Source organism: Streptomyces sp. NRRL F-5727, from assembly GCF_000719555.1.
Lineage (GTDB): Bacteria > Actinomycetota > Actinomycetes > Streptomycetales > Streptomycetaceae > Streptomyces.
In genome coordinates, this window is sequence record NZ_JOGX01000001.1 from 1 (window position 1) to 13,111 (window position 13,111).

Genomic DNA, 13,111 nt, shown 5'->3' on the forward strand with positions numbered 1-13,111 from the left:
CCCTCCGCCCTCCGCCCTCCGGAAAGGCTTCCCCATGAGCAAGCAGAACCCCGGCTCCGGTCTCGCCTATCTCAGCGCCACCGACGCCCGACGGCTCTTCGCGGCCCGCGAGCTCTCCCCCGTGGAGCTGATGCGTGCGGTGATCGACCGCGCCGAACAGACCGAACCGGTCGTCAACGCCTTCGCCGAGCGACTCTTCGACCAGGCGCTCGAACAGGCCCGGCACGCCGAGGACCGTTTCCTCGGCAAAGGCGGCCTGACGCCGCGCCCGCTGGAGGGCATCCCGATCGCCACCAAAGAGAAGCACGCCATCGCCGGGCGCTCCCTCACCGAGGGCTCGCTGGTCCGCGCCGGCGTCACCGCGACCGAGAACGCGCCGGTGATCGACCGCATCCTGGAGGCCGGCGGCATCATCCACGCCCGCACCACCACCCCCGAGTTCTCCATCGCCACCTTCACCCACAGCCGCCTGTGGGGCGTCACCCGCAACCCGTGGAACCCCGACCTCACCCCCGGCGGCTCATCCGGGGGCGCAGGGGCCTCGCTCGCGGCAGGCTCCACCCTCCTGGCCTCCGCCTCCGACATCGGCGGCTCCACCCGCATCCCCGCCGCCTTCACCGGCACCGTCGGCTTCAAGGCCCCCTACGGCCGGATCCCTGGCGTCGCGCCGCTCTCCGCCGACCACTACCGGGGCGACGGCCCCATGGCCCGGACCGTGGACGACTGCGTCACCTTCGCCAACGTCCTGGCCGGACCCGACCCGCGCGACCACGTGTCCTTGCGCCCCAAGCTCGTCCTGCCGGCCGAGTACGACACGGTCGAGGGGATGCGCATCGCCCTGTGCCTCCGCCTGGGCGCATACGACGTCCATCAGGAGATCGAGGACAACACCCGCGCGGTCGCCCGTGCCCTCGCCGACGCGGGCGCGGTCGTCGAGGAGATCGAGCTCCCCTGGACCAAGGACGACCTCCTCCTCAGCCTCGCCGCCCACTTCTCCACGATCTTCGGGGCTCTCGTCTCCGAGGTCGAGGCGAAGCACCGCGACCGGATGTCGGGCTACGCGGTGGCCTTCGCGGACACCATGGCGGAGGCCCGCGAGCGGGTCTCGTACCTCGACGGCCTGCGTGTCGAGACACGACTGCAGCGCGAACTGGCCGAGGCGATGGAACCGTTCGACGCCCTGATCTGCCCGACGACGGCCGTTCCCGGTCTGCCCGCCGGAGACGACCTCCTGGGCCGCCTGGTGGTGAACGGCGAGGACCACGGCGAACCCCTGTGGGCGGCCATGACCGCCCCCTTCAACATCAACAACCGCTGCCCGGTCCTCAACGTGCCTAGCGGCCGATCCAGTTGGGGCCTCCCGACAGGAGTCCAGATCGTCGGTCACACCTACGACGACCCGACCGTCTTCCGGATCGGCAAGGCCCTGGAGCAGCTCCGGCCCTGGACCTACTCCCCGGACCGCCTACCCCAGGTCGGGCCGAGCTCCGCGAGCAGCTCCTGAGTCTGCTCGCCGAGAGCTGGAGCGGCCCGGCGGAAGGTGCCGCGCCCGCGCCGAACATGACGGGGAAGCGTGCCTGTGTGGTGGCCGAGGGCTCGTGGGTGGCTCATGGAAGAGACCGCGGGCCCGGGCCTGGGGTCGGTGAGGAGATCGGCGATGCGAGGGCGCGCCGATCACGTCGAGCCGTTTGTGCCACCAGGTGTAGTCGCGGGCGTCTCAGCACGGCGGACCTCACCACCGGCGCGCTCACCGCGTCCCCCTACTTCGTCCCCGAAGCTCGCGCGGCAATCGGCATCAGATCATCGTTCGGCACCGCGCCATCATCAGGCTGCAACCAACACGAAGGTCAACCGCCACGAGCGGCCCCGCCGACACGGAAGCGCCCGAGGGCCCGCGCGGTGGTGTCGCGCGAGCCCCCGGGCTGTTTCCCCCGTTCCCGCATCCGCCCTGATCCCGGGTCGCGATGAGCGGGTGGTGCTGGTCTGGGAAGGGCTGTCGGCTCACTGGAGCCGGACGATGCGGGCCTGGGTCGCCGAGCAGGGCACGCCTGCATCAGGATTGACGCGTGGGTGACGGCTGTGCGGTGGTGCCTCAGCGACGTTCGTAGGCGGTGAAGGGCCGGCGCCCGGTCGAGTCGGCGTCATAGCGCGCGACGATGAGCCGGTCCCGGTACGTGAAGATCCGGTCGGCGGAGTCCATGCTGTCCGGGAGATCGCTGATCTCGCGCTGCTCACCCGTGGCCGGGTCGAGGACACGGACGCGGTAGGACCTCGAGGTGCGAGGTGAGGACGGTGAGCTTCCCGTCCTGGACGAGAAGGCGGTACCCGCTGTCGCCGTCGAGGCGGTCGTCGTCGGGGCCGCCCCAGACGGGGGTCCCGGTGGCCAGGTCGAAGGCGATCAGGTGGTTTCGGCTGTCACGAGACCTCAGTGTCGGGGGCGTGGGCAGGGCATAGAGCCTGCGGTCGTCCGCCACCGCCAGAGTCAGGCTGTGGACGTAGTGGATCCTTCCGTACGGGCCGCTGAAGTCGATCGGAGGGTTCGGGCGGCCGTCCGCACCGAAGGAGAAGTACGCACCGTGCTCGCCATCCTCGGAGGCGGCCACCACTACCGGATCGGCCGACACGAAGTCCGTGGAGGCGTCATGCTCGATGGGGCGCCGGCCTCCGAGCGGGGTGGACCACCTGAGCGCGCCGGTGGCCGGGTCGAAGGCGGCGGTGTGCAGTTCGGCGTCCTCCGCGACCTTCTCGTCCCACAGGTTGTCCTCGCCGCCGCAGGCGAGGACGGCGGCAATCTGGTGCTCGGCCGCTGCGGTCCGGCCCGGGACGCAGTCCTTCGGTAGGGCCGCCTTCCAGCGGGGCTTCCCGGTACGGACGTGCACGGCGCGCAGCTGGTCTTGCTGGAGGAGCACGGCGACGCCGCCGCCGGCGGACACGGAGGAGTCCTGGAGGCGGGGCGGAGCGCTTCGCTGTCGACGGTCCACGTAAATTCCCGTGTCCCTCAGCGGCGATCATCATAGGGCGCCACCTGCCCGACCCGGACGCGCGCCTCCGGCTATCGGGCAGCTCATGACGAAGTACCACGACACCGCGATCGGCGATGATCATTTGAAGCCACTGCCTATGAAGCGTGTTGCAGAAGGTCGCGTCCGGGCAGGCCAGAGCCGGGTTTGCGGCCGGTCTCGTCATGCGGCGAGGGCGAGGTTGTGCATGGGGGCGACGGCGTGGACCGCGTAGTGGAGACCGTTCCCACGCTGTCGGCAGTCTCGGAGGATCTTGCAGTGCTTCATGCGGGCGAAGGCGTGCTCGACCCGGGCTCGGACCTTACGGTGCTCGGCCTTGTCCTCCTCCTCGCCCGGCAGCAGGGCACTGCCCGGCCGTTTGCGGTGCGGGGCCACGAGCCCGGTGTTGATGTGGGCGCCCTCGGCCGGCACCGTCACGCCCTCACAGACGGGGGTCAAGCCGGACTCCCCCCAGACCTTCCCGTCGTGTTGCCGGGTGTCGGCCAGGCCGCGGCGATGACCAGCTTGGTGTCGGCGTCGATGATGACCTGTACGTTCGCCGAGAACCGGTAGTTGCGTGAGGACGCCCCGGTCTTCCGGTCGCGGACCGGGACGAGGGTGCCGTCCACGATCCACAGCCGGTCGACCGCGTCGGCCGGACGTGCTGCCGGCTCGATCGCGTCCAACGGCCGCAGCCGCTGGACGACCCGGCAGAGCAGACCGTCGCAGACGAGACATCGAACAGTGCGCGAGCTGCCCCATCGTGAGGTTCGTGCGGTAGTACACCGCTACCAGCAGCACCCGGTCCGCCGGCGGCAGGCACCACGGACGGCCGCCGCCTGCACCGTTTTCCGCCCCGTTCCCGCACGACTTTCAGCAGCCGCTCGAACTGCCGCATCCGCAGCCCCGTGACCGTCTCCACCCACAACGGCTCAGCCCTCAACACCCTACGCAAGCAGGGAAAATGCCCGAACCAAAGCCATCTGCAACACGGTTTGGAGGGCGCGGGCGCGACGTTCGCGGACGTGGTGCGCCTGACCCTCCACCGGACCTGGTGGATCGGCGAATTCATGGCCGGCGTGGAGGCCGTCGCCGAGGAACTCGCCCTCCGGCTTCCCATCCCCCGGCCCCCCTCATCGGCGTCGAGTACCACTTCGAGCCGGACGTCCTCGTCAAGGTCGAGGCGACCCCGCTCCTGGACTGATCTCTTCGAGAGGGGCTCACGCAGTCCCGGCACGGCCGCGTGAAGAGATCTCCGGTGGCCGCCGTCAAAGGATGGGCGGGGGGCCCGCCCCGACGGTCCGCGACAGGTCTTCGGGAACGGGGCGCCGGCCGTTTACTGTTCCAGCCCGCAGCCCGCAGCGGCAGTCCCGGCGCGCTCTTCGACGCGGCCAGCTGTGTCGCGTCCACGGGCTTCATCGGGCTGTGGAACAACATCACCTGACCGCCCTTCACCGTCGCGTCGTCCCGCCACGCCTGGGTCGCGAACACGTACGTCTCACCGGCTGGCAGTCTCTGCCCTGGCTCCTCGTCGGGCGCCCCACCCGCACGATGCCCGTCACGTCACCACGCAGCACCGAGACCACGTGCACCAGGTAGATGTCCGTCGACCACGAGTCGATCTCCCACTGCCCCTCGAACGCCTCCACTCGGCCCGTGAACACGTCCTCGGAGTGCGGCACCGTACCCGCCGGCGTCCGGGCGTCGTAACCGCGGATCACCGAACCCGTCCCGACCTGCGCCTCCAGATGCTGGTAGCCGAACCAGCCGCCCACCGTCAGCCGCGATGTCGCTGTAGGTCTCCCACCTCACCGACAGCTTGTCGGTCTTCTTGTGGCAGAACCCCAGCGCGTGGCCCAGCGCGTGCACTGCGACCCGCCTGCGGCCCTCGTTTGACCCGTGCGACCTTCCGTCATCCAGATACGCCCGGTTGAACCACAGGTAGTCGGTGCCCGTGCTCGGGTCCCACCTGCCGTACACGAGGTTCCAGCCCTTGCCGGTGCTGCTGGTGTCCTTCCACTCCGGGTCGGCGCAGGACGTCGCATCGTCCGGCTTGATCTTCACCTGTCTGAGCGTCTTCGAACTTCGAGACCTCGTCCCAGGCCGACTCCTGCCGTCCACAGACGACCGGCCTCGTGAGTCGACTTCCCCTCCCAGGCATCTGTAGGGCTGCGCCGCGCCTGGAGCCGCGTGCACCGGGGCCGGAACAGCCAGCAGGACAGCGGCGGCCGAAGCCGCCGCGAGGGCTGAGGCGTTCGTCGTCATGGCCGGACGGTAGCGTTTCGCAACCACCGCGAAGCGGCGCCTCGTCACCGACGGCAGGTGCTCGCCGGTGAACCTCCGGCGACCACGCCCCTCACCCCCGTCCCGACACGCTCCGACCACACCCAGAGCACCTGCACCAGCGGCACGCACAGCCGGGTTCGGACGTACGTACGTCGAAGGGCCGTTTCCCCGGTGAACTTCATCCCCCACAGGGACCAGCAGCCGCCGCATCCCAGTACGTCAATGACGCCGGATTCGCTATCTCTTACCTCCGTGATCAAGAACCTGGTGCGCGCCGCCGCGTCTTCCCTGCTCCCGTCCCCGCTCGCTCTTCCCACCTCACCCGCAGTTGCGCCGCGCCTGCCGCAGGCCATGCCGCGACTGTCCTCGCCCTGCTCCACGCGGTTGAGCAGACTCGCCGGTGAGTCCAGAGAGGGCTACACCCGGGACGAGTTCCGGCACTGGAACACCAGGCTGGACAAGGGCGATGGCTGCAACACCCGCAAACGAGGTGCTCCTTGCCCAGGCAACCGAGGCCCCGACGGTCGCCGCCGGCTGCGAGCTCAGCGGTGGCGAATGGGTGTCCGTACTACGACGGCCAGGAGGTCACCGACCCGGCCACGCTCGACATCGACCACATGGTGCCGCTCGCCGAGGCATGGGGCTCCGGCGCCGGTGACTGGGGCCCGGCGGCGAGAGGCGTACGCGAACGGCCAGGACGCCGCTACCTCGTTGGTCGCGGTCACCGCACGGTCGAACACGGCCAAGGCGGACCAGGTTTCGGCCGAGTGGACGCCGCCGCTCCCGGACGCGCGCTGCCGCGACGTCGGCGAGTGGACCGCCACGAAGCTGCGCTGGGGATCGACCGCGGACTAGGCCGAGCTCGACGCGCTGACGGTGTACGCGGAGGCGTGTGAGAACACGGTATGCACTACACCCCGGCGCCGTAGGCGCCCCGAGAACGCAATGGGCGCCGCAGCCGAGGGTGTGGGCACAAAGGGGCGAGACTAACGACCAGTCAACCCGTTCCCCCTCCTGCATGCTCGCCGTAACCGGCGGCCGGCGGTCGCCCGGGGCGTTTCCCAGCGCCGGTCACGCGGACGAGCTACAGCTCCGCGCCACCGGTGACCCGGCCCGTTGACGAGGGTGATGCGGCGACCCGATTGCCCCTGTGGAAGCGAATGTGGCTCCCCGATGACCACGGCGGCCCCGGCCCCCAGTGGACGCACCTGGGAACGCCCCACCACCGCCGCCGAGCAAGCCGTCAAAGCCGCCCCGCCACCTGCTGCCCGGCCCGGGACTGCTCCGGGCCTCGATCGCCAGCCCCTCGGCGACTCCCCCCAGCACCCTCTACCACCCCGTCCCCGACCTACGCACCGGAACCTTCCCCTGCCAGCTGGAGGCCACTAGTGACCACCCTGACCGAGCTCGCTGCCGCGCCCTGGAAGGCGCCCGAGCCCCGCGAACTGCCGGAGTGGAGGGCGCGGATGTGTGACTACATCACCAGCGACGAGTCCATTCAGTCGCTCGCCCAGGCCACCAACACCGGGAACACCGCGATGTTTCCGACCGTTCCCGGCATGGACGGCTCGCCGGATGCGGTCGCCTACTCGCTGCTCGCCCGCGCCGAGGAACGCCGCCTGCGCGAAGCCCACCTGTACTACGCCACCGCCGACATGACCTCGCTCGCGCTGGCCGCCGCTTCCACCCCGCCCGCAGAGCCGGTCAAAGAGACACGGCTGCCCTCCCCCTACGGCCTCATGGTGTTCGCCGAGCCGATCGGCGGCCACACCCAGGACCTCGCCGAGGTCCTCGCCGACAGCCCCATGACCCTCGAGGGGGCGCACACTACCGTGACCACGCCGATCGTCGCCGTCAGCTGGGGTGTGTGGGCCCCTGACGACGCCGGCCTGAGCGGCGACCCCGCCGTGAGGTGGTTCAACCTGCGCACGCACGGCACAGTGGAGCCGATCCCGCACAACTTCGACGGCGTGTGGCTCACCTTCTACTCCCAGCCCGGCAGCGCCTTCGAAGCCCTGGCACCGGACACCGTCATCGCCACCGCGCCGGACGGCACCGCGATCACCGCGGGCGTCATCCAGGCACACCCCCACCGCACCCCTCTGACCTGGGAAAACGAAACCGCTCTTGCCTTCGGGGTGCCGTTCGGGGAGCTGGAGCCCGACCCCACGAAGGAATGGGCCCAGGTCGTCTACACCGCCTGGCAGCTGATGAGCCAGACCGGAAAGACCCAGCTCACCGAGGTCGAGGAGATCCCGCGTGACCGCGCCGGCCGCAAGCGTGACCGCCGCGACGGCATCACCGGGCCCTCCGGCGTCCGCCTCGTCAACGTCCACACGGCCCACCGTCCCAGCCAGGACGCCGCCGAACAGGACGCCCTCGCCTCCACCGGCCGCCGTGCCCCACAGTGGTCCTGCCGCTGGCCCGTACGCCCATACCGGCGCAACACCTGCCTCAACCCCCGCGCCCACGGCGACAGCGGATGCGAACACGAGGACCGCATCGTGCCCGCCCACATCAAAGGCCCCTCCGACAGGCCGCTCAAGGTCGGACAGACCGTGAACCTCTGGGACCACCAGCCACAGGGCAGCTGACCATCACCTGCACCATGGGCCGGAGACAGGGCCAGGACCTCGCGTCCCTCCAAGGATGGTCTGTGTGACCGCGTCAGCCAGAGCACCCAGGATGTTGGCGGCCGCCGCACTCCAGCGGGGACCGGCCGCAGCGTCCCCGCTCTCGACCGCCACCTCCGCCATCTGGGGCAGGAGCCGTTGCCTGCCAGTGTGAGGACGCCAGCGGAACGCCCCTCCGGGGTGGGGCCTCGCGGAGTGGCCGGGTGTCTCCCCGTTTCATCGCGCCCGACCCACGACGACGCACAGCGAGACGTGAGTCGCACCTGAGGGCTGTCACGTCCAGCCGTGGTCGCTTGTCCCAAGGGCGTCACCGGTACCGAAGCCGGTGCCCGACACTGGGAGATTGAGATGAGCAACGGCCACCACTTCGTCGTTCTCGGCGCCGGCTACACGGGTATGTTCAGCGCAATCCGGGTGGCCCACCGCACGCGCCGGACCGACGTGAACTGGCGTCACCTTCGTCCAGGGCACCGCGACCGCTATCGGTCTCACGAACCGCGGCCCATCCTTGGCGCGCCATCCGCGCCTGCGAGATCTGTCGGCTGGACGCAGGGCTTGGCATCCTCCGCTGGGGCGTCAACGGCTCCCTCGCACGGATGCTCCTCCGGCCCGTCAGTGAACCGGTGGGTTGGTGCACCCGTTGGCAGGGCATGAAGAACGACGATCAACACATCTCCGAGCCGGGACTCGTCGTCCTCGACGTCACAGCGGCGGACGAAGATACAGCGCGAGCGGTGATGGACAGCCTCCAGCGGCAATGGGCGGAGGATGAGGGTGCCGGCGAGGGTGATGGCGGCGAGGTATCGGTCGGGAGGCTTGTCGTAGCGGGTGGCGATGCCGCGCCATCGCTTGAGTCGGTGGAAGCAGCGTTCGACGACGTTGCGGCGCTGGTAGGCGGCCTTGTCGAACCCGCAGGGCCGTTCGCGACGTCTTCTGCGTCCCGGGCCCGGAAAGTGCGGGCCGACTAGCCCTTGTCGCCGACCGCGTGGTCGGGCTCGGGTCCACCTTCGCGACGTGCTCGTCCAACAGCCGGGCCGCCGCGTCGGCCCCGGAGCCCAGGGGCATGGCGATCTCACGGAGCCGACGCAGCACGGTCGCCCGGCCACCTGATCGGCGCTGTAGCGGTAGCCCGAGACCGGGTGACCTCGGCCGGGGGGGGGGCAGGAGCCCGAAGTCGCCGTAGAAGCGCGGAACGCTGAAGGTCAGGCGGGTGCGCTGGGCGAAGACCCCGATCGGCATCAGATCCTCGTTCGGCACCGCGCCGCATCGGACTTCGACCAACACGAAGGTCAACCGCGACGAGCGGCCCCACCGACACGGAAGCGCCCGGGGGCCCGCGCGGTGGTGTCGCGCGAGCCCCCGGGTTGTTTCCCCCCTTCCCCCGTCCGCCCTGATCCCGGGTTCCCGTTCCCCCGTTCCCCCGTTCCCCCGTTCCCCCGGGACGAGCGTCAGACGAAGTAGATGTTGTTCGGGTCGGTGTACTGCCAGCCGGTGCCGCAGCCCCTGGCCCCGGCCCAGCCCTTGCCCTTGCCCGTGTTCGGGTAGTACTGCAGCGCGTCACCGTTCCGCTGGACGATGTCGGCCTGACCGTCGCCGGTGATGTCGGCGAACCAGACGTTGTTCGGGTCCACGCCCTCCCAGCCGGAGCCGGTGGTGTGGTCGTACTCGCCGGGCCAGGGGAAACCGCCGCCGGCGGCGTGCGTGTTGGGCGAGACGTAGAAGCTGGTGCCGGTGTGCTCGATCAGCTCGGCGTCCCCGTCGCCGTCGAGGTCGGCGAAGTGGATGCGGTTCGGGTCGCTGACGTTGGCGACACCGAGGGAGATCGCGCCGCCCCAGGAGTTGCCGCCCCCGCGGTTGGGGAAGTACCGCAGGTACGAGCCGACCTTCTGGATCAGGTCGGCCTGGTTGTCGCCGTTGATGTCGGCGAACCAGACGTCGGCCGCGTTCACGCCGCTCCACCCGGAGGTCCCGGTGGTGAAGGTCGCCGGGAACGGATTGCTGGTCCAGCCCCGCTCGGCGTTGTGCCAGCCCCTGAAGCCGTCACCGTACTTCTGGATACGTTCCTTGAAGCCGTCGGCGTCCATGTCGGCGAAGTAGACGCCGCGGCCGTCGACACCGCCCCAGCCCTCGCCGGCCCCGAAGCTCGTGCTGCCGTCCCAGGGCCAGCCCCAGGTGTGGCCGCTCGCGTTCCTGAAGGCGTAGAACTGGTCCCCCTTGGAGATCAGTTCGGCCCTGCCGTCGCCGGTGAGGTCGGGTCGGCCCACGATGCTGGTGGCGCCCGACGTGGCGGCATGGGCCGCCGTGGTGGTGCCGGTCACGCCCAGCATGGGCGCGGCCACGGCGGCCGCGAGGACCAAGGCGCGTACGCGCTTGCTCATCATCTTCATGGAAATCCCCCTGGAGAAGGTCTGCTTCGGAGGCGCCGGCTGCGCCACCCGGAGGTGCGGCGTCCTGCGCTGGGAAGACCTTCCGCCCGGGAGGCCATGGCCCGCCACGATTTCGTCACCGCTTAATCGGCGGCAGGGCGAGGCCCGTCCGGACGCTCGTGACGGCGCTGCGCTTCCCCGGTGATCGAGCCTTTGTTCGACCCCGACGATCTGACGCGGATCCGATTCGCCCGGTCGCCGCTGGAGGAGCTGGTCCACAGCGTGCCGGTGCTTGCGGTGCCCGCCGTCTGCCGATGCACGGCCTGGGGTACGCCAGCCGGGCGTACCGCGCGGGCGGCGTTCAGTTCGGCTGCGATGGCGTCGAGGTGGTCACCACTGTGCCGCGCCGGGACGGGCTTGCTTTCAAGTGCACTTGAAGCTTTAGCGTCGGGGGCATGACGAAGACGAACGAGACGAAGACGTGGATCATCACGGGTGCGAGTTCGGGCCTCGGCCTGGCGCTCGCCGAGGCGGCTCTCGTGGCCGGCGAGCAGGTGGTCGGGACCGCGCGGCGGGCCGACCGGTTCGACGGGCTCAAGGCCCGGTACGGGGACCGGCTTCTCGCCGTCGAGCACGACGTGCGTGACACGGCGGGAGCGTCCTCGGTCGTGCAGCGGGCGCTGGAGGTGTTCGGGCGTGTCGACGTGCTCGTCAACAATGCCGGTGCCGGCCAGGTCGGTACCGCCGAAGAGATCACGGATGCCGAACTGCGGGCCATGCTCGAGCAGCATCTGTTCGGCCCGGCCGCCTATGTGCGCGCCGTGCTGCCCCATCTGCGGGAGCGCCGCTCGGGCGCGATCGTGCAGATGAGCAGCCAGGGAGGGCGGATGTCGTTCCCCGCCGTCGGCAGCTACTCGGCCGGAAAGTTCGCACTCGAGGGATGGTCGGAGGCGCTCGCGGGTGAGATCGCCCCGTTCGGCATCCGTGTCCTGATCGCCGAACCCAGCCGCTTCCGCACCGCGTTCAACGCCCCCGACGTACTCAACACAGCGCGGCAGAGCTCCACCTACGACGATTCCGTCAGCGCCGTGCGTGCGAACATGGCCGAGGCCGACGGCGTTCAGGAGGGCGACCCGGCACGTGCCGCCCGGGTGATCCGCGACATGCTCGACACCCCCGACGCGCCGCTCCGCATCCCCCTCGGTGCCGAGGCCGTTCGCAACCTCACCCGCGTCTACCGGAGCGGGCTCGACGACGTCGAGAAATGGGCGTCGGTGAGCGAGTCGGCGGACTTCCCGGGGCTGCCGCCCGCAGTGCGCGCGTTCTGATCGCCGTAGGCTGCAGGCCATGGCCACTGAAGCGCTGATCGAACGCATCCTCGCTGCCGGCGACGGGCCGTCCTCGTCCGCGATCGATGCTCTGCACGAGCTCCTCGACGACGCCACGATCGAGGCCTCGGCGATGCCCAAGAGCGTCGCCGAGGCCGCCCGGCTGGTCGGCCTGTCGACGCACACCCTCCGGTACTACGAGCAGGAGGGACTCGTGCGGCCCGCTCGTAACACATCCGGGTACCGGGAGTACTCCGCGCTCGACCTGCGCCGACTCGTCTTCCTCACCCGGATGCGCCTGTCGGGCATGACCATGACCGACCTGAAGCGCTACATCCTGCTCGTCGAGGAGGGCCCGGGCACCATCCCGGAACGCCGCCGCATCATGCACGACCAGCAGGACCGCATCAGACGGCAGATCCGTGAACTCGGTCTGGCGCTGGAGATCACCGAGTACAAGATCCGCGTCTACGACGGACACCCGGAGGACTGACGCCCACCCTCCGGTCCCGTGACCAGATGTGAGCATGCATCACGGGTGGCCACTGCACGCGCAAGCCGAGTAGCTGTTTCTCAGCGGGCCGACGAGTGTCTCGCTGACAGCGGCCCGGGCGACGAACGCGAGCCAGACCCGTGTTTCCGCGCGGCGTTCTTCGCGGGGCAGGACGATCTCGTCTGCGGCGTGGCCCGGTCCTGGCGGGTGATCCAGGCGCCGAGGTCGTCTCCGTCGTGGACGACGCCGTCGTGGACGACCCCGGGAAGGCGGCCGTCGGGTTCGACGGCGGCGAGGCGGGCGAGGACCGGGTGGTGGCGCTGCCAGTCCCGGGGCCAGGGGCGTTCCATTCGCGGTCGATCTCGGCGAGCTGCGTCGCGCGGGTGGCGGCCCGCTCGGGGTCCTTGCCCAGAGCGCCGGGACGGCGGAGGTTGGCGAGCAGCCGGCCGATCGCGAGGGGTTCGCCGTCGTTGCCGCCTCACACCGCGTCCTGGCGGGGGGCGAGGTGGCCGGGGGCACGGTGGTGGGAGCGCAGGACAGCGAGCCTGGTCTCCCCCACCTCGTCGCCGGGCTCCCACACGATGCCCTCGGCGTACAGCTGGTCCTTGCGGAGCCGCACCGCCCTCGATGCTGTTCTCGGCGCGCCAGCCGCGCAGGGCTTGGTAGCCCTCCAGCCACACCAGGGACTTCGGGCGGTAGACGCGGGTGCGCAGAAACGCCGCGATGGCGGCCGGGTCGCGAGGCGTGGCGAAGCGGAGCAGCGCGGACTCGACGACGGCCTGCGCGGTCTCGCCGGCCTCGTCCTCGTCGCCGGCATCGTCGGCTTGGTCCTCGACGCCGGTGCCTGGTGCGGCGGGGTTGATGCAGCCGTCCTCGTCGCGCAGCACGTGGACCTTGCGGTGTTCCTCACCGCGGAGAAGGAGCACTCGACGACATCGGGGCCTGGGGCCCACTGAACCCGGCGCGCGGGGGCGCCTGGAGCGGACCCCAGGCGCCCCCGCGCGGT

General features: G+C 70.5%; 8 protein-coding genes and 6 pseudogenes. 8 read left to right on the plus strand and 6 right to left on the minus strand.

Translation table 11 applies throughout. From position 1 onward, the window contains the following. Positions 1-34 precede the first annotated feature (34 nt). Positions 35-1,504, plus strand: a complete 1,470-nt coding sequence (locus IF73_RS0100005) for an amidase (RefSeq protein WP_031002040.1) — start codon at positions 35-37, stop codon at positions 1,502-1,504. A 727-nt stretch (positions 1,505-2,231) separates the two neighbouring features. Here IF73_RS0100005 and IF73_RS0100015 read toward each other — a convergent pair. Together IF73_RS0100015 and IF73_RS37290 are read right to left on the minus strand one after the other, a co-directional pair. Beyond that, a complete protein-coding gene (locus tag IF73_RS0100015) occupies positions 2,232-2,933 on the minus strand; it encodes a PQQ-binding-like beta-propeller repeat protein (RefSeq protein ID WP_031002042.1) in 702 nt (233 codons plus the stop codon). 249 nt (positions 2,934-3,182) lie between these two features. Beyond that, a pseudogene (locus tag IF73_RS37290) lies at positions 3,183-3,897 on the minus strand (transposase family protein). A gap of 94 nt (positions 3,898-3,991) precedes the next feature. Between IF73_RS37290 and IF73_RS41725 the strand changes: the two are divergent. From IF73_RS41725 to IF73_RS42485, 4 genes and pseudogenes are all read left to right on the plus strand, one after another. Continuing rightward, positions 3,992-4,203: pseudogene (locus tag IF73_RS41725) on the plus strand (RidA family protein); the annotation flags it as partial. Positions 4,204-5,507: 1,304 nt separating this feature from the next. Continuing rightward, a pseudogene (locus IF73_RS41730) lies at positions 5,508-6,214 on the plus strand (GmrSD restriction endonuclease domain-containing protein). 459 nt (positions 6,215-6,673) lie between these two features. After that, entirely contained in the window at positions 6,674-7,879 is a 1,206-nt protein-coding gene (locus tag IF73_RS0100045) for a hypothetical protein (RefSeq protein ID WP_031002049.1), read from the plus strand. 689 nt (positions 7,880-8,568) lie between these two features. Then, positions 8,569-8,670: pseudogene (locus tag IF73_RS42485) on the plus strand (DUF6207 family protein); the annotation flags it as partial. Positions 8,671-8,685: 15 nt separating this feature from the next. On the opposite strand, the pseudogene IF73_RS40195 reads toward IF73_RS42485, so the two are convergent. Continuing rightward, positions 8,686-8,838 (minus strand): annotated as a pseudogene (locus IF73_RS40195) (transposase); the annotation flags it as partial. 528 nt (positions 8,839-9,366) lie between these two features. Next, positions 9,367-10,305, minus strand: a complete 939-nt coding sequence (locus IF73_RS0100055) for an FG-GAP repeat domain-containing protein (RefSeq protein WP_031002051.1) — start codon at positions 10,303-10,305, stop codon at positions 9,367-9,369. Positions 10,306-10,739: 434 nt separating this feature from the next. Here IF73_RS0100055 and IF73_RS0100060 point away from each other — a divergent pair, with 434 nt between their 5' ends. Next, entirely contained in the window at positions 10,740-11,612 is an 873-nt protein-coding gene (locus tag IF73_RS0100060; protein ID WP_031002053.1) for an SDR family NAD(P)-dependent oxidoreductase, read from the plus strand. Between the two features lie 19 nt (positions 11,613-11,631). After that, complete coding sequence (locus IF73_RS0100065; protein ID WP_031002055.1) at positions 11,632-12,105, plus strand: MerR family transcriptional regulator; 474 nt, start codon at positions 11,632-11,634, stop codon at positions 12,103-12,105. A 63-nt stretch (positions 12,106-12,168) separates the two neighbouring features. Here the strand turns inward: IF73_RS0100065 and IF73_RS41740 are convergent. After that, a pseudogene (locus tag IF73_RS41740) lies at positions 12,169-12,300 on the minus strand (TetR family transcriptional regulator); the annotation flags it as partial. 283 nt (positions 12,301-12,583) lie between these two features. Then, positions 12,584-12,724 (minus strand): hypothetical protein, encoded by a 141-nt coding sequence (locus IF73_RS42800; protein WP_158821870.1) that lies wholly within the window; start codon positions 12,722-12,724, stop codon positions 12,584-12,586. On the opposite strand from IF73_RS42800, the gene IF73_RS42805 reads away from it, so the two are divergent. Then, positions 12,711-13,061 carry a hypothetical protein gene (locus IF73_RS42805; protein ID WP_158821872.1) on the plus strand — a complete coding sequence of 117 codons (351 nt, stop codon included), beginning with the start codon at positions 12,711-12,713 and terminating at the stop codon, positions 13,059-13,061. The genes IF73_RS42800 and IF73_RS42805 overlap by 14 nt on opposite strands. The last annotated feature ends 50 nt before the right edge of the window (positions 13,062-13,111 follow it).